At 52.5% G+C, this 16,949-nt stretch carries 14 protein-coding genes; 3 read left to right on the forward strand and 11 right to left on the reverse strand.

From position 1 onward, the window contains the following. From IV433_RS06310 to queA, 6 genes are all read right to left on the reverse strand, one after another. Window positions 1–683 (reverse strand): IS110 family RNA-guided transposase (locus IV433_RS06310; protein WP_195822784.1); only part of this gene is annotated, 683 nt, incomplete at its 3' end. Between the two features lie 114 nt (window positions 684–797). Beyond that, complete coding sequence (gene secF / locus IV433_RS06315; RefSeq protein WP_195813965.1) at window positions 798–1,769, reverse strand: protein translocase subunit SecF; 972 nt, start codon at window positions 1,767–1,769, stop codon at window positions 798–800. A 10-nt stretch (window positions 1,770–1,779) separates the two neighbouring features. Further along, on the reverse strand, window positions 1,780–3,627 hold the full coding sequence (gene secD / locus IV433_RS06320; protein ID WP_195813964.1) for a protein translocase subunit SecD: 1,848 nt from the start codon (window positions 3,625–3,627) through the stop codon (window positions 1,780–1,782). A gap of 27 nt (window positions 3,628–3,654) precedes the next feature. After that, on the reverse strand, window positions 3,655–3,987 hold the full coding sequence (gene yajC, locus IV433_RS06325) for a preprotein translocase subunit YajC (protein ID WP_013576670.1): 333 nt from the start codon (window positions 3,985–3,987) through the stop codon (window positions 3,655–3,657). A 163-nt stretch (window positions 3,988–4,150) separates the two neighbouring features. Next, window positions 4,151–5,275: a tRNA guanosine(34) transglycosylase Tgt gene (gene tgt, locus IV433_RS06330; RefSeq protein WP_152327855.1), complete on the reverse strand. Its 1,125-nt coding sequence runs from the start codon at window positions 5,273–5,275 to the stop codon at window positions 4,151–4,153. Between the two features lie 114 nt (window positions 5,276–5,389). Further along, window positions 5,390–6,460 carry a tRNA preQ1(34) S-adenosylmethionine ribosyltransferase-isomerase QueA gene (gene queA / locus IV433_RS06335; protein ID WP_195813963.1) on the reverse strand — a complete coding sequence of 357 codons (1,071 nt, stop codon included), beginning with the start codon at window positions 6,458–6,460 and terminating at the stop codon, window positions 5,390–5,392. 135 nt (window positions 6,461–6,595) lie between these two features. Between queA and IV433_RS06340 the strand changes: the two genes are divergently transcribed. The 3 genes from IV433_RS06340 (at window position 6,596) to ggt (ending at window position 10,031) form a co-directional block, all read left to right on the forward strand. Next, window positions 6,596–7,177 (forward strand): acyl carrier protein phosphodiesterase, encoded by a 582-nt coding sequence (locus IV433_RS06340; protein ID WP_195813962.1) that lies wholly within the window; start codon window positions 6,596–6,598, stop codon window positions 7,175–7,177. 221 nt (window positions 7,178–7,398) lie between these two features. Then, window positions 7,399–8,001, forward strand: a complete 603-nt coding sequence (locus IV433_RS06345) for a peroxiredoxin C (RefSeq protein ID WP_013576674.1) — start codon at window positions 7,399–7,401, stop codon at window positions 7,999–8,001. Window positions 8,002–8,267: 266 nt separating this feature from the next. Continuing rightward, window positions 8,268–10,031 carry a gamma-glutamyltransferase gene (gene ggt / locus IV433_RS06350; RefSeq protein ID WP_195813961.1) on the forward strand — a complete coding sequence of 588 codons (1,764 nt, stop codon included), beginning with the start codon at window positions 8,268–8,270 and terminating at the stop codon, window positions 10,029–10,031. A 72-nt stretch (window positions 10,032–10,103) separates the two neighbouring features. Here the strand turns inward: ggt and proY are convergent, their stop codons facing one another. From proY to phoB, 5 genes are all read right to left on the reverse strand, one after another. Then, on the reverse strand, window positions 10,104–11,528 hold the full coding sequence (gene proY, locus IV433_RS06355) for a proline-specific permease ProY (RefSeq protein ID WP_195813960.1): 1,425 nt from the start codon (window positions 11,526–11,528) through the stop codon (window positions 10,104–10,106). Between the two features lie 162 nt (window positions 11,529–11,690). After that, the gene (gene brnQ, locus IV433_RS06360; protein WP_195813959.1) at window positions 11,691–13,010 is read right to left on the reverse strand and encodes a branched-chain amino acid transport system II carrier protein; all 1,320 of its coding nucleotides are present in this window, start codon (window positions 13,008–13,010) and stop codon (window positions 11,691–11,693) included. A 445-nt stretch (window positions 13,011–13,455) separates the two neighbouring features. Further along, complete coding sequence (locus IV433_RS06365) at window positions 13,456–14,559, reverse strand: cobalamin-independent methionine synthase II family protein (RefSeq protein WP_195813958.1); 1,104 nt, start codon at window positions 14,557–14,559, stop codon at window positions 13,456–13,458. Window positions 14,560–14,815: 256 nt separating this feature from the next. After that, window positions 14,816–16,135 carry a phosphate regulon sensor histidine kinase PhoR gene (phoR, locus tag IV433_RS06370; protein WP_195813957.1) on the reverse strand — a complete coding sequence of 440 codons (1,320 nt, stop codon included), beginning with the start codon at window positions 16,133–16,135 and terminating at the stop codon, window positions 14,816–14,818. Window positions 16,136–16,158: 23 nt separating this feature from the next. Continuing rightward, window positions 16,159–16,848 carry a phosphate response regulator transcription factor PhoB gene (phoB, locus tag IV433_RS06375; RefSeq protein ID WP_013576682.1) on the reverse strand — a complete coding sequence of 230 codons (690 nt, stop codon included), beginning with the start codon at window positions 16,846–16,848 and terminating at the stop codon, window positions 16,159–16,161. Window positions 16,849–16,949: the final 101 nt, after the last annotated feature.

Here is a 16,949-nt window from a genome sequence, read left to right on the forward strand (position 1 = left end):
GTGGCTAAAAGGCTTGCCGTGATAAGTCCAACGCCGGGGATAGTCAGCAGGCGCTGCGCGGTATCGTCATCCGCCATGTGGGTTTTTAACTCTTGTTCGAGCTCTTCAATCTGTTCACTAAGGCAGGCGTAATGCTGATGGAGCCGCATAAGCAAGCGTGCTAAATAAGGCGGCAGTTCGTGCTCTTCAAGCACTGCGGCAAGACGCCTGATAACCGCGATGCCGCGCGGCATGCTAATGCCAAACTCCAGCAGGAAAGCATGCATCTGGTTGGTGGTTTTAACACGCTCTCTGACGAGGGCATCACGGACGCGATGCAGTGCTGACATAGCCTGCTGGTCTTCGGTTCGCGGCGTCACGAAGCGCATGGAGGGCCTTGAAGCGGCTTCGCAAATGGCTTCGGCGTCAATAAAATCGTTCTTATTACTCTTAACAAATGGGCGAACAAACTGAGGTGAAATGAGCTTCACCTGATGGCCGAGCTGGCTGATGTGTCGGGCCATATAATGTGCGCCGGCGCAGGACTCCATAACAACGGTAGAAGCGGCACAAGTAGAGAGAAAGGCGGTTAACTGGTTGCGGGAAAACTTCTTACGCAGCAATGCATTACCGTTTTTATCCTGAGCGTGGACATGGAACGAATGCTTGCCGAGGTCAATACCGATGAGCGTAACGTTTTGCATGATGATCCCCTTCAGAAAGAAAAACACCCTGTCAGCGTACCGCTCACAGGGTGGGGGTGACCATCTTATTAAACCCCGCATTGCGGGGTTTTTACTTTCTACGCTACCGGCAGATTACGGCAGAATCGAAGGCTGATCTGCACCTTCTTTTTCCACTTTCTGCTGCAACATATGTTCACGCTTCATGCCCAGTTTCAGAGCCAGCGCGGACGCAACGTAGATTGATGAAGCCGTACCGATTGAAACACCAATCAACATGGTCAGTGAGAAACCACTGAGCAATGCACCGCCAAACAGATACAACATCAGGATCACGACTAACGTGGTACCGGATGTGATCAATGTACGGTGCAGCGTCTGGGTCAGCGACACGTTAAAGATTTCGTAAGGTGTCCCGCGACGGATCTTGCGGAAGTTCTCACGAATACGGTCCGATACCACGATGCTGTCGTTAAGGGAGTAACCGATAACCGACATCAGTGAAGCGACGATGGTCAAGTCAACTTCGATATGGAACAACGAGAGTACACCCATGGTGATCACAACGTCGTGAGCAAGCGCGATAACAACACCTGCGGCAAGACGCCACTCGAAGCGGAAACCGACGTAAATCAGGATAGCGATCAGCGCCACTAATAGCGCCATAGCACCATTTTGCGCCAGATCGGCCCCTACGCTCGGTCCGACGAACTCGATACGTTTCACCTGAGCATTCTGGCTGGTCGTTTCGTTAATCACGCTAAGAACTTTGGTACCCAGAACCTGGCCGCCTGTTTCACCCTGAGCCGGTGGCATGCGTACCATGATGTCACGGCTGCTACCAAAGTTCTGTACCAGCGGATCGGCAAAGCCTGATTTCTCAAGCGCTGCGCGCATCACGTCCAAATCCGCAGGTTTTTCCAGCGAGATTTCAATGACCGTACCGCCGGTGAAATCCAGACCCCAGTTAAAACCTTTCACACCAATAATGGCGATAGAAAGGATCAACAGGAAACCAGAGATACCGAAAGCCCAGTAATCCCATCGCATAAAGTCATAGACTTTACGGCCATGGTTTAATTGTTCAACAGTATATTCCTGTGCCACAACGCACTCCTCAGATAGACAGCTTTTTGATGCGCTTGCCGCCGTACAACAGGTTTACGATGGCACGGGTACCGACGATTGCGGTAAACATTGACGTCGCTACACCAATACCGGTTGTAATCGCAAAGCCTTTAATTGCCCCGGTGCCGACGGCATACAGGATGATAACCTTGATGAGCGTCGTGACGTTGGCATCAAAGATTGAGCTGAACGCGCCTTTGTAACCTTCTTCGATAGCCTGCTGTACTGAACGTCCGTTACTAAGTTCTTCCTTAATACGTTCGTTAATCAGTACGTTGGCATCAACCGCTACGGCAAGGGTTAATACGATACCCGCAATGCCCGGCATGGTCAGTGTTGCGCCCGGTATCAGGGACATGATCCCAACAATAAGCACCAGGTTAGCAATCAGCGCAGTGGTCGCAATCAGGCCAAACTTCTTATAGAAGAACAGCATGAAGATAATTGAAACCACAAGTCCTGCCAGACAGGCTTCCAGACCTTGCTTGATATTTTCCATACCCAAGGTCGGGCCGATAGTACGTTCTTCTACAATCTGAATTGGCGCAATCAGAGCACCGGCACGCAGCAGCAGAGAAAGCTGGCGGGCTTCATTCGGATCGTTCACCCCGGTGATACGGAAGCTGTTACCCAGACGTGACTGAATCGTCGCGACGTTAATAACTTCTTCTTGTTTCGCCAGAATCGAACGGCCATTCGCATCTTTCTTACCGCTGTCTTTGTACTCCACGAACAGGGTTGCCATCGGTTTGCCGATGTTATCCTTGGTGAAGTTAGACATGGCGTTACCGCCAGCGCTGTCGAGAGAAATGTTAACCTGTGGCTGGTTGTATTCATCCATGCTGGATGTGGAGTCAGTGATATGGTCACCGGTCAGAATCACACGTTTGTACAGGACAACCGGGCGACCATCACGGGTATTTTTCACTTCACTGTCACCCGGAACACGGCCTGTTGACGCCGCAGAGGCATCTACATTGGTGTTAACCAGACGGAATTCCAGCGTTGCCGTTGCGCCTAAGATTTCTTTAGCGCGGGCAGTATCCTGAATACCTGGCAACTCAACCACAATACGGTCTGCGCCCTGACGCTGTACCAGCGGCTCGGCCACACCCAATTGGTTTACACGGTTACGCAGGATAGTGATGTTTTGCTGAACAGCATACTCGCGCGCCTCATTCAGGCGGGCATCAGTCATCACCACTTTGACAGCAGTATCGCCGCTGTTGGTGATGACTAAATCGCGGTGACGTGGAGTCAGATAGCTGACCGCCGCATCGCGGGTCGCAGCATCACGGAAACGCACTTCAACGCCATAGTTGTCGAGCTTACGCACCGTGGCATAAGGGATATTCTTGTCGCGCAAATCGCTGCGCATGTTGTCCATCGTTTGTTCTTGCAGCTTGCTTAACGCGGTATCCATATCCACTTCCATCAGGAAGTGAACACCACCACGCAAGTCGAGGCCCAGCTTCATCGGCTCAGCACCCAGCATGCTCAACCAGCGCGGCGTTGCCGGAGCCAGGTTAAGTGCAATCACAAATTTGTCGCCCAGAACGCCGTTCAGCACTTCACGAGCGCGAAGCTGAACATCCGTATCTTTGAAACGGGCAAGAATAGCGCCATTCTCCAGAGCAATAGATTTGCTCTGGATATTATTTTGATCTAATGCATTACGGACTTGGTCCAGCGTTGCTGCACTGGCGTCGGAACCCCGAGCACCAGTGATTTGAACAGCCGGATCCTCACCATAAAGGTTGGGAAGTGCATAAAGCAGCCCGACGATGATCACAACGACCAGCATCAGATACTTCCACGCAGGATAACGGTTTAACACGGCAGTTCCCTTCGGGAAAATCGAAAATTAGATAGACTTCATCGTGCCTTTTGGCAGAACTGCTGCCACGAAGTCACGCTTGATCATCACTTCGTTAGTGTCGTTCAGTGCGATAACCACGTAGCCAGTTTCAGCTACTTTCGTTACGCGACCGATCAAACCACCCGTGGTCATGACTTCGTCACCTTTACCGATGGAGTCCATCAGTTTTTTGTGTTCTTTAGAACGCTTTTGCTGCGGGCGCAGGATCATGAAATAGAAAATCAGACCAAATACCACCAGCATGATAACCAGAGAGTAAGGACTTCCCTGTGATGGTGCGCCAGTCGCTGCGACAGCATCGGAAATGAAAAGACTCATTTAAATTCCCTCATTGTTGTTGTGAAGCAAAATTGTTTTAGAAAATAACAGTGATCCAAGCCGGAGTCTGGCGATGAAACGTCTCGCACAATACCCCATAATGCCGGTTCAACAAATTATAAAATCGGCACCACCTTGTGGAGATGCCGACACGACAAAGAAATCAGAAGTTTAAAGGCGGAACAGGCTTGCCTTTGCGCTCGTAGAAGTCTGTCACAAACTGCTCTAATTTACCTTCTTCGATAGCCTGGCGTAAACCGGCCATCAGACGCTGGTAATAGCGCAGGTTATGGATGGTATTCAACCGCGCACCGAGAATTTCGTTGCAACGGTCGAGATGATGCAAGTAGGCGCGGCTATAATTGCGACATGTGTAGCAATCACAGTGTTCGTCGAGCGTCGAGGTGTCATCTTTATGCTTGGCGTTACGGATTTTTACGATACCGTCGGTGACAAACAGGTGGCCGTTACGCGCATTACGCGTTGGCATGACGCAGTCAAACATATCGATACCGCGACGAACGCCTTCAACCAAATCTTCCGGTTTACCCACGCCCATCAGATAACGTGGTTTGTCTTCCGGGATTTGCGGGCAAACGTGCTCAAGGATACGGTGCATGTCTTCTTTCGGCTCGCCTACCGCCAAACCGCCCACAGCGTAACCATCAAAGCCGATATCTACCAGCCCTTTTAATGATACATCTCGTAAATCTTCGTAAACGCTTCCCTGAATAATACCGAACAAAGCATTCTTATTATTCAACTCGTTGAAGCGATCACGGCTGCGTTTTGCCCAGCGCAAAGACATTTCCATCGAACGTTTTGCGTAATCCCAGTCAGCAGGATATGGCGTACATTCATCGAAGATCATCACGATGTCAGAACCGAGATCGTTTTGGATCTCCATGGATTTTTCCGGGCTCAGGAACACCGGATCACCGTTGATCGGATTGCGGAAATGCACGCCCTCTTCTTTGATCTTACGCATCGCGCCCAGGCTGAACACCTGGAAGCCGCCGGAATCGGTGAGGATCGGGCCATGCCAGTTCATGAAATCATGCAGATCGCCGTGCAGCTTCATGATTTCCTGACCCGGGCGCAGCCACAGGTGGAAGGTATTGCCCAACAAAATCTGTGCGCCGGTTTCTTTGACTTCTTCCGGGGTCATGCCTTTTACGGTGCCGTAAGTGCCCACAGGCATAAATGCCGGGGTTTCAACCACGCCACGTTCAAAGACCAGACGTCCACGGCGCGCGCGGCCGTCGGTAGTGCTTAATTCGTACTTCACATTGCCTCCAGCATCAGAGAAACAGTCTGATGAGGTTAAGTCCGTGGCATGACGCCCGGAAAAGAAAGCCCGAATACACCGAGTGCGTCCGGGCCGTTAACTGCTGATTCAGGGTTACTGACCCACCACTTCCTGCGGCGCCAGCGGGTTACGGTTGATGAACATCGCATCGCCATAACTGAAGAAACGGTACTGCTCTGCCACCGCCTGGTGGTAAGCATTCATGGTATTTTTGTATCCGGCAAACGCCGACACCAGCATGATCAGCGTGGATTCAGGCAGGTGGAAATTGGTAATCAGGCAGTCAATCACCTGATAATGGTATCCCGGATAAATGAAGATTTTAGTATCGCCAAAGAATGGCGCGATCAGCGCGTCTTCACTGGCTTTCGCCGCGCTTTCCAGCGAACGAACCGACGTGGTGCCCACGGCCACGACTTTATTGCCGCGCGCTTTACACGCCAGAACCGCATCTACCACTTCCTGAGGCACTTCCGCGTACTCAGCGTGCATGATGTGGTCTTCAATGGTGTCAACGCGCACCGGCTGGAAAGTCCCCGCGCCGACGTGCAGCGTGACAAACGCCAGCTCAACGCCTTTTTCTTTCAGCGCATCCAGCAGCGGCTGGTCAAAATGCAGACCGGCTGTCGGTGCAGCAACAGCGCCCGGACGTTCGCTGTAAACCGTCTGATACAGCTCGCGGTCAGCGTCTTCATCCGGACGGTCAATATAAGGCGGCAACGGCATGTGGCCGATTTCGTTAAGCAGCGTAAAGACATCGCGGTCTTCATTAAATTGCAGCTCAAACAGGGTGTCGTGACGCGCCACCATTGTGGCTTTAATGTCTTCGTTATCCCCAAGCAGCAGCTCTGCGCCAGGCTTTGGCGATTTCGACGCGCGAACGTGCGCCAGAACGCGGTGCGAATCGAGCACACGCTCAACCAGCACTTCAATTTTACCGCCGCTGACTTTACGGCCAAAAACACAGGCCGGGATCACGCGGGTATTATTGAAGACCAGCAGATCGCCGGGCAGGATTTTATCGAGAATATCCGTGAACACGCCGTGCGTTAACTCACCGCTCGGCCCGTCAAGAGACAACAAACGACAGCCGCTGCGCTGGGTCTGCGGATAGCGGGCAATCAGGGATTCCGGGAGTTCAAAAGAAAAATCGGCAACACGCATGGCTTTTCACTTCACTTTAACGACAAAAACAGGCGGCTTAGTCTAGTGGGACGGGGCATCCCCTGCAAGCTTATGCGCGAAGAAAGGCACCCGCAGCCCTGTCAGGGATCAACTTTCCTGCGTTATACTCGCCCGATGAATTTTTTAGCACACCTCCATCTGGCCTCTCTGGCCGACAGTTCCCTGCTGGGCAATCTGCTGGCGGATTTCGTTCGCGGCAATCCTGACGGGCAATACAGCCCGGAAATTGTCAGCGGGATCCGCATGCATCGTCGCGTTGATGTCATGACCGATTCCCTGCCCGAAGTGAAAATTGCCCGCAGCTATTTTCGTGATGATTTTCGCCGCGTCTCGCCGATTACGCTCGACGTGGTGTGGGATCACTTCCTGTCGCGCCACTGGAATTCCCTGCATCCGCAACAGCCGCTGGAAGATTTTATCGCTGTCTGTCAGCAGGAAATCGAGCCGCAGCTTCCGGGCATGCCGGAACGTTTTCAAAACCTGAATCACTATATCTGGCCGCAGCGCTGGCTGGAGCGTTATGCCGTTCTGCCGTTTATCGGTGAAGTCTTACAGGGCATGGCAAACCGCCGTCCAAAACTCAGCGCACTGAGCGGCTCGTTTCACGATATAGAGCTCAATTACGACGCACTTGAGCAACTCTTTTGGCAATTTTATCCGGTCATGATGCAGCAGGCGAAAGACCGCGAACTCTGAAAAGCCCCATAAAGTTGTGAGTGACGGCACGATCCTCTGCAAAACAGCGGGTTGTTGTTAAAGAAGATTGAGACTTAGGTCAAAGACTGATAGCCGGGTGCTATCTGATTGATTGGTCTGATGGGGTTTATTCACCTGAGGGTTGCCCCTATACTGGCAGTCGTTTTGTTCACCCTTTCCACTCACCTACGACACCCTCAAGGGTCTTAAAGGAGTAATTTATGGTTCTGGTAACTCGCCCAGCCCCTGACTTTACCGCAGCAGCAGTACTTGGTAGCGGCGAAGTAGTTGAAAACTTCAACTTCAAAAAACACACAGCAGGCAAACCAACTGTTATCTTCTTCTGGCCAATGGACTTCACTTTTGTGTGTCCTTCTGAGCTGATCGCTTTCGATCACCGTTACGAAGAATTCCAGAATCGTGGCGTAGAAGTTGTTGGGGTTTCCTTCGACTCCGAGTTCGTTCACAACGCATGGCGTAACACGCCGGTTGAGAAAGGCGGTATCGGTCCTGTTAAATACGCAATGGTTGCTGATATCAAACGCGAAATTCAGAAAGCCTACGGTATCGAACATCCGGACGCTGGCGTTGCACTGCGCGGCTCATTCCTGATCGACAAAGAAGGCGTTGTTCGTCACCAGGTCGTGAACGATCTGCCACTGGGTCGTAACATCGACGAAATGCTGCGTATGGTTGACGCACTGCAATTCCACGAAGAGCACGGCGAAGTGTGCCCGGCTCAGTGGGAAAAAGGCAAAAAAGGCATGGGCGCATCTCCGGATGGCGTGGCTAAATACCTGTCTGAAAACGCTTCAAACCTGTAATCCCTTCACGGATTTAACGGTTATCAACGGTCAGCTTAGCTGGCCGTTTTTTTTGCTCCGGATTTGCCCCGATCACATTTTCCCGCCTCACTGACCCGCTCCCTCTCATTTACGTCTACGCTGAAAACGTCCCGTTATTGCCAGAATGGCGTGCGCTTTGCATAAAATTCCCCGGCGAACGGAACAACATCGCCATTAAAAAAGCGTTATCACACAATAACCTGAAGGTTATGACTCTAAAAGACAGGGTAAAAACAGGAGTTTGAATGTTACGGAATCCATGGAAAAAATCAGTCCTCGCACTGGCATTACTGACCAGCCTCCCGCTGTACGCGGCGTCTAACCCCGCGGTCGAAGCGCAGAACGGAATGGTTGTCACCTCGCAATACCTGGCCTCACAGGTTGGCGTCGACATTCTGAAAATGGGCGGAAACGCCATTGATGCAGCCGTCGCCGTCGGTTACGCGCAGGCGGTCGTCAACCCATGCTGTGGCAATATCGGTGGCGGTGGCTTCATGACGGTGCATCTGGCTGATGGAAAAGACACGTTTATCAACTTCCGCGAAACCGCTCCCGCTGCAGCCAGCGCCAATATGTATCTTGATGCCGACGGAAATGTTAAAAAAGGCGCCAGCCTGTACGGCTATCTGGCCGCAGGTGTGCCGGGAACCGTACTGGGGATGGACACCGTACAAAAGGAATACGGCAAACTGACCCGCCAGCAGGTTATGGCTCCGGCGATTAAGCTGGCGCATCAGGGCTTTGTGCTGACCCGCGCGGATACCGATATTCTCGATACGACGGTTAAGCGCTTCAAAGAAGATCCGGAAGCCGCCCGCATTTTCCTGCGTAAAGACGGCAGCGCCCTGCAACCCGGCGACAAACTGGTGCAGACCGATTTAGCCAATACGCTCGAATCCATTTCTCAACACGGCCCGGATGCTTTCTACAAAGGCAAAATCCCGGCAGCAGTTGAAGCCGCATCGAAGAAAGGCGGCGGCATCCTGACCGCGGCAGATTTCGCCAGTTACAAAGTGACGGAAGACACGCCAATCACCTGTAGTTATCGCGGATACAAATTTGTTTCCGCACCGCCTCCGAGTTCCGGCGGTGTGACGATGTGTGAGATTCTCAACATCGTTGAAGGCTACGACCTGAAAAGCATGGGCTTCAACTCAGCAGCGTCCATTCATGTTCTCACTGAAGCCATGCGCCACGCTTATATGGACCGCAATACCTATCTCGGCGATCCGGTATTTGTGAAAAACCCAATCGACCGGCTGGTCAGTAAAAGCTACGCGGAAGAAATTCGTAAAAAAATAGAAGCGGATAAAGCGACGCCTTCCACGCAGGTGCAGCCTGGCATGGAACCGCACGAAAAACCGGAAACGACACATTATTCCATCGTCGATAAAATGGGCAACGCCGTGTCCACCACGTACACCGTCAATGGCCGCTTTGGTTCCGTGGTGATTGCGCCGGGAACCGGCTTCTTCCTGAACGACGAGATGGATGATTTCACCACCAAAGTCGGCGAGAAAAACTTGTACGGTCTGGTGCAGGGAACCAAAAATGCTATCGCCCCCGGTAAGCGCCCACTATCGTCGATGAGCCCGAGTCTGGTGACCAAAGACGGAAAAATCTTCATGGTTCTGGGCTCGCCGGGCGGTTCACGCATCATCACCATTACGCTGCAAACGGCGCTGAACGTGATTGATTACGGGATGCCTCCGCAGGAAGCAGTCGATGCGCCACGCATTCATCATCAGTGGCTGCCGGACGAGGTGTATTACGAGCAGCGCGGCGTTTCTCAGGACAGCCTGAATATCCTGCAAAAAATGGGATACAAAATGGTTGAGCAAACGCCGTGGGGTGCCACGGAGCTGATTCTGGTGGGTCTGCCGGGCGCTGCGGGTGTAACGCCGGTGAACTCAGGCAACGACTCGGCGGTTTCGGGGAAAGTCCGTGAAGGCTATCTGTACGGCGCGAATGATGTGCGACGCCCTGCCGGTGCCGCTATAGGTTATTAATCCATACTTAAAAAGCCCCGATATCATCATGATATCGGGGCTTTTATTTATCAGCCGTAGGTAAGTACTTGCTTACGCTTTGTTGCTGAGCGCCAGTGCTGCTTTCTTACGGTCGTTACGCAATTTGAATCGGTAACCGACCAGCAGCGCCACAACCCAAACCAGACCGACATACAGCGACACACGGGTATCCGGGAAGTAACCAATCAGCCCGATGATAAACACCAGGAAAATAATCCCGAAGACCGAGGTGTAAACGCCGCCGCGTAGCGGGAATTCCAGATCTTTGATCTGCTGTTTGCTGAGCTTGCGACGGAAACCGATCTGGGAGAACAGGATCATAATCCACACCCAAACGGTCGCGAATGTCGCCAGAGACGCAATCACCAGGAAGACGCTGGACGGCATGATGTAGTTCAGATAAACCGCCACCAGCAGTGCGGCCATCATCACCAGAACAGTGACCCACGGCGTGCCGAGACGCGAAACTTTGCTGAACATTTTAGGCGCCTGCCCCTGCTCTGCCATACCGTGCAACATACGGCCCACGCCGAACACGTCACTGTTAATCGCAGAAAGAGACGCGGTGATCACCACAAAGTTCAGAATGGTTGCAGCCGCCGCAATCCCCATGTGCTGGAACGTCAGCACGAACGGGCTGCCCTGCGTACCCACCTGATTCCATGGGAAAATCGACATAATCACAAACAGCGTACCCACGTAGAACACCAGAATACGCAGCGGAACGGAGTTGATGGCTTTCGGAATGGATTTCTTCGGGTCTTCTGCTTCACCGGCGGTAATACCGATGATTTCGATACCACCGTAGGCAAACATCACCAGCTGCAACGACAGGATCGTGCCCATGATGCCCTGGCTGAAGAAGCCACCGTTCGTCCACAGATTGTGGATACCCGTCGCCTGCCCGCCGTTGCCAATGCCCCAGAAGATAATACCGAAACCGGCGATGATCATGATGATGATGGTGAACACTTTGAAGAAGGAGAACCAGAACTCCAGCTCACCGAACACCTTCACGCTCACCAGATTGATAGCGCCGATAATCAGTACCACACTCAGCACCCAGGTCCATTGCGGTACATCCGGGAACCACACGCCCATATAAATACCGAACGCCGTTACATCGGCAATCGCGACAATCAGAATCTCAAAACAATACGTCCAGCCGGTGATGTAGCCGGCCATCGGCCCGAGATAATCCTGCGCGTAACGGGAGAACGACCCGCTCTGCGGATTATTAACGGACATCTCGCCCAGCGCACGCATGATGATAAACGCGATAATACCGCCGACCAGATACGCCAGCAGCACGCTTGGTCCGGCCATTTTGATGGCATCGGCAGAACCGTAAAATAACCCGGTACCGATGGCTGATCCCAGTGCCATAAAGCGAATATGGCGCGTTGTCAGGCCACGTTTTAGCTTCGTGCCTGGCGCTTCTTTTTGCTCTGTTGGTTGTTCAGCTTCTTGCTGCATGTGCATTAACCCGTATGTTTTTTAAATATCAAAAGTGCGTATTTTAAGAAATTAACTTTTTTACCTGCCAATGAAAAAGCCACGGAAGATTCTCCGTGGCCCGATTGGCGAAACATTCAGCAGACTAATTATATTTTATGCCGTTGAACATTCACCAAATGATCATTGGTGCGCAGTGACGCTACGCGGACCGCTGATTTTGTCATAAATACCGGCCAGCACCAGCATTAATAATGACGGTGGTAACCAGGCCAGACCTTGCGCTGCCAGCGGCAGGTTCGCAGTCCAGGCTGGCATCAGGTCTGCAAAAGCAGAAGCTTTGATGCCATCAACAATACCAAAGACCAGGCTGACAACCATCACCGGCGCGACGATACGTGTGGTGCTGTTCCACCAGCGCAGGGTGAAGCTCAGTACAACCAGGGCAATACACGGCGGATAAATCGCAGTCAGAACCGGTACGGAAATCTGAATCAGATGGCTCAGGCCCAGGTTGGACACCAGCATCGAGAACAGACCCAGAATGAAGACCAGCGTTTTATATGACAGCGGCAGATACTGAGCGAAGAACTCAGCACAGGCGCAGGTCAGGCCAACAGCGGTGACCATACAGGCGATGAAAATCAGCGCGCCGAGGAAGAAACTGCCCACGCTGCCAAAAGTGTGTGCCACGTAAGCATGCAGGATCACCGCGCCGTTTGTTGCATTTGGCACCAGTGAAGCGCTGTTCTCACCCAGTTTGAACAGGCTCAGGTAGACCAGCATCAGGCCCAGACCGGCAATCAGACCTGCCAGAACCGTATAACGGGTCAGCAGTTTGGCATCTGTCACGCCACGCGAACGTGCTGCGTTGACAATAACAATCCCGAAGACTAGTGCGCCCAGCGTATCCATCGTCAGATAGCCGTTAACGAAACCACTGGAGAACGGCACCGTCTGGTAAGCGTCAACCGCAGGCATTGGCTGACCGGCAGGCCACAGCAGTGCAGCGATACCCAGTGCGCCCAGCGCCACCATTTTCAGCGGCGCGAGGAAATGCCCTACGGTATCGAGCAGGCGGCCCGGATACAGGGAGATACCAATCACCAGAGCGAAATAAATTACGCTGTAAATCAGCAGAGGCAGCGGGCCGTCACCGGTCATCGGCGCGATACCCACTTCAAAGGAGACCGTCGCTGTACGCGGTGTGGCAAACAGCGGGCCTACAGCCAGATAACAGACGGTCGCCAGAAGAATACCGGCACCACGACCAATTGGCGTACTCAGGGCGTCAACACCGCCACCGACGCGCGCAAGCGCAATCACGGTCATCACGGGAAGCCCTACCGCCGTGATCATAAACCCGGCAGCTGCCCACCAGACTTCATGACCGGCCTGCAAGCCAACCATCGGCGGGAAAATGATATTTCCGGCCCCGACGAATAAGGCGAAGGTCATGAAACCCAGCGCCAGAATATCTTTATTTGTTAAACGAGTACTCATGATTGGTGTCGTGTTGCCTGTTCAAATGAATAAAGTGTCCGATGCTGTCGTCGTGCCACTCCGTCAGAAGGATGAATGGCGTTGTCATAGCCAGAGAGCACCAATGTGAGGATCGGAGTGAGCTAAAAACGCCTGATGATATGCAGATGATTACGTTGTTATGCAGGGAGTATCGAGCGACAGCGGGGCTTAAGGTAAACGTTTATAGCGTAGAAAGGCAAGCCGTGATCCAAAAAGCAGAGCGTTCAACCAGATTAATACAACAAAGCAGTAATAATCACTAAATACACTCCGAAACACGCAATATGATATGTATGATTTTTGAACGAACAAAGCACAAGATATGCTCCGTTGAGATTAAAAATGCGTGAAATCACCACCTGCAGGTCATTTCACGCACAATATCCAGCATTTTTACGAGGCCAAAATTTAGCCGCTTGCGGATTTACCAGACGCGGGCAGCGATATCCACCACCAGTTTCAGTTTTTCCCACTGCTGCGCTTCGGTCAGACTGTTGCCCTCTTCCGTCGACGCGAAGCCACACTGCGGGCTCAGGCAAATCTGGTTAATGTCCAGATATTCAGCCGCTTCTGCGATCCGCGCTTCCACGGTTTTTGCCAGTTCCAGCTCGCCGGATTTGGTGGTAATCAGCCCCAGAACCGCCTGCTGATGGCCTTTTTTGATGAAACGCAGGGGTTCGAACCCGCCTGAACGTTCATTGTCATATTCCAGGAAGAAAGCGTCGATATTCACCCCGCCAAACAGAATCTCTGCCACCGGCTCGTAACCACCTTCAGAAATCCAGGTTGAACGGAAGTTACCGCGGCAAACATGCAGACCAATCACCAGATCGTCCGGTTTACCGGCGATAGCTTTGTTGAGCACGTCAGCGTAAGTACGTGCTAACTCTTCCGGAGAGTCGCCACGTTCGCGGATTTGTTTCTTCTGATCTTCAGAACACAGATACGCCCAGACGGTATCGTCGAGTTGCAGATAACGACAGCCGGCATCGTAAAAGGCTTTGATCGCGTCCCGGTAAACCTGTGCCAGATCGTCAAAATAGTCTTTCAGATCAGGATAAACGTCTTTGCTGATGGCGTTACGGCCACCGCGAAAATGCATCACGCTCGGGCTCGGAATGGTCATTTTCGGCACAGCCGTTCCGCTGATGCTTTTCAGAAAACGGAAATCTTCCAGCATCGGGTGCGAACCAAAACCGAGTTTGCTCACCACTTTGATACTGCGCGCTTTCGTCTGTACGCCGTTGAACTGGATCCCCTGAACCGCATCGTAACCTTCCACACCTTCCAGACCTTCGAAGAAGTCAAAGTGCCACCACGCACGGCGGAATTCGCCATCCGTCACCACTTGCAGACCGGCTTCACGCTGCAAATCCACCACACGGCGGATTTCAGTGTCTTCCACAGCACGCAGCTGCACCGCATCAATCTCACCGGCCTGAAACTGTTTGCGGGCTTCTTTGATCGCGGCCGGACGCAGGAAACTGCCAACGACGTCAGCGCGGAACGGAGGGGTTGTACGTTGCATGAAAACTCCTTATGGCATCACGCCCCTGGCGGAATGCGAATGATTTACAAAGTAAATAATTACGTTGCGTTATTTATAGACATCTGGATGTCTAAACGGCTTTAAGGCCATACTGTCATGCAGCCTGTTCACCCACAACAGAGGAATTTTCATGGGACGTGAAATAAATTCATGATCAGGAGGATACATCACGCCATAAACAGAAATGAAAAAGCCTGCTATCGGCTGATAACAGGCTTTAGGGAAATTACGGAAATTAAGGTTTTACGGAGACCGGGGAGTCTGAACCCTGAGGAACAATCAGTTTCGGTGCCAGCGTAAACATAAACCGGGTACCGACGCCGACTTCGCTGAGGACTTCAAGCTTCGAATTATGGTGGCTGAGCGCATGTTTTACGATAGCGAGCCCCAGCCCGCTGCCGCCGGTCTGTCGCGATCGCGCCTTATCCACACGGTAAAAACGTTCGGTCAGACGCGGTAAGTGCTGCGGCGCAATGCCCGGCCCGTTGTCGCTTATCTGGAACTGTGCGCCGTGCGGGATTTGCTGCCAGCTGACTTCAATCCGCGTGCCCGGCGGGGTGTGATTCACGGCGTTATACACCAGATTCGACACCGCACTGCGCAGCTGATCTTCGTTGCCAAAGACTTTCAGCTTTTCGTTTACGCGAAACACCACTTCATGTTTCCCGCCGCTTAACGTCTGTACTTCCCGCTCAAGCATGCTCAGCATCACAGGAATATCGACCTTCTCGTGCATATCGATATTGGCGGATGCTTCGATTTTCGACAGGGTCAGAAGTTGCTTCACCAGCCCGTCCATGCGCCGCGTCTGTTCCTGCATCGTATCCAGCGCTTTGGTGCGGAACGGCTCTTCCAGCTTGGCGTCTTCCATCATTTCCAGATACCCCTGCAACACGGTCAGCGGCGTACGAAGTTCATGGCTAACGTTGGCAAAGAAGTTACGTCGCGCGCCTTCGAGCTGACGCATCTGCGTTACGTCACGCGCCACCATCAGAAGCTGTCCCTCGGAATAGGGCATCACGCGAAACTCAACATAATGTTCATTATTGAGTTGCAGATTCAGGGCACGGCTGAAGTCACGGGTCTGGATCCAGGTGCGGAATTCCGGATAACGCAGCAGGTTAAAAATATGCTGCCCGTTATCTTCCGGCCAGCGGAAACCGAGCAGATCCTGCGCCAGTCCGTTGCACCAGAAGATATTGCCTTCTTCCGTCGCCAGAACCACCGCATCCGGCAGCGATTCGGCACCGCTGCGGAAACGTTTGATCAGCTGACCTAATTCACGACGACGTCGCCGGTTGCGCATCTGCATCTGGTTCAGCCCGTAAAACAGCGGTTCCCAGCTCCAGCGCCCGTTCGGCGGGGTGATGCTGCGGTCAAGCCACAGCCAGTGAGAGAGTTTAAGCTGGTTGTAATAATTCCAGCCCAGCGCCGCGACGAGCGACGCAAAGAGGAGCCAGCCGAAATGGCCGACGAAAATTCCGAGGATCAGCGCTGGCAGGCAAAAGAGAAAAAATTCGCCGGCCAGACGTTTCCATGACAAACGTTCTAACACACAGATTCTCCGCTGTGGGGCACTCAATAACGCGTTGAGAAACGATATCCGGTACCACGAACAGTCTGGATCATTCTGTCATGTCCACTGGTTTCCAGCGCTTTACGCAAACGACGAATATGCACGTCTACCGTGCGATCTTCCACATAAACGTTAGTGCCCCACACGTTATTGAGCAACTGTTCCCTGCTGTAAACGCGTTCGGAATGGGTCATAAAGAAGTGTAACAACTTAAATTCGGTCGGCCCCATGTCGAGCGCCTGCTCGTTGGCCATCACCCGGTGAGACGACGGATCCAGACTCAGCCCCTGCATGTCGATCACTTCCTCGACCGCCATTGGCGAAATCCGGCGCATCACCGCTTTAATACGGGCAACCAGTTCTTTGGGTGAAAACGGTTTGGTGATGTAATCATCGGCACCGACTTCCAGGCCGCGCACCCGATCTTCTTCTTCACCGCGTGCGGTCAGCATCATCACCGGAATTTCGCGGGTCAGCGCTTCACGTTTAAGGTGCTTAATAAACTGAATACCGGAACCACCGGGTAACATCCAGTCGAGCAGGATCAGTTCAGGGTAAGGTTCAACTAACTGGCCAATCGCTGAATCAAAATCTTCAGCTTCTACTGCCTGATATCCATTCTGTTCCAGTACAAAACACACCATTTCACGGATTGGAGCTTCGTCTTCAACCACCAATATACGTCTAGCCATCGTAGGTCCTGCCAATAGGTTAGCGATCTTTTATTTGATTGCGGGCGCCATTATGCGTCAGTTTTGTGACAGATTTATGAATGAAAATGATGGTTCATTTA

Origin of the sequence: Rahnella laticis, assembly GCF_015644585.1 — a bacterium.
GTDB classification, from domain to species: domain Bacteria; phylum Pseudomonadota; class Gammaproteobacteria; order Enterobacterales; family Enterobacteriaceae; genus Rahnella; species Rahnella laticis.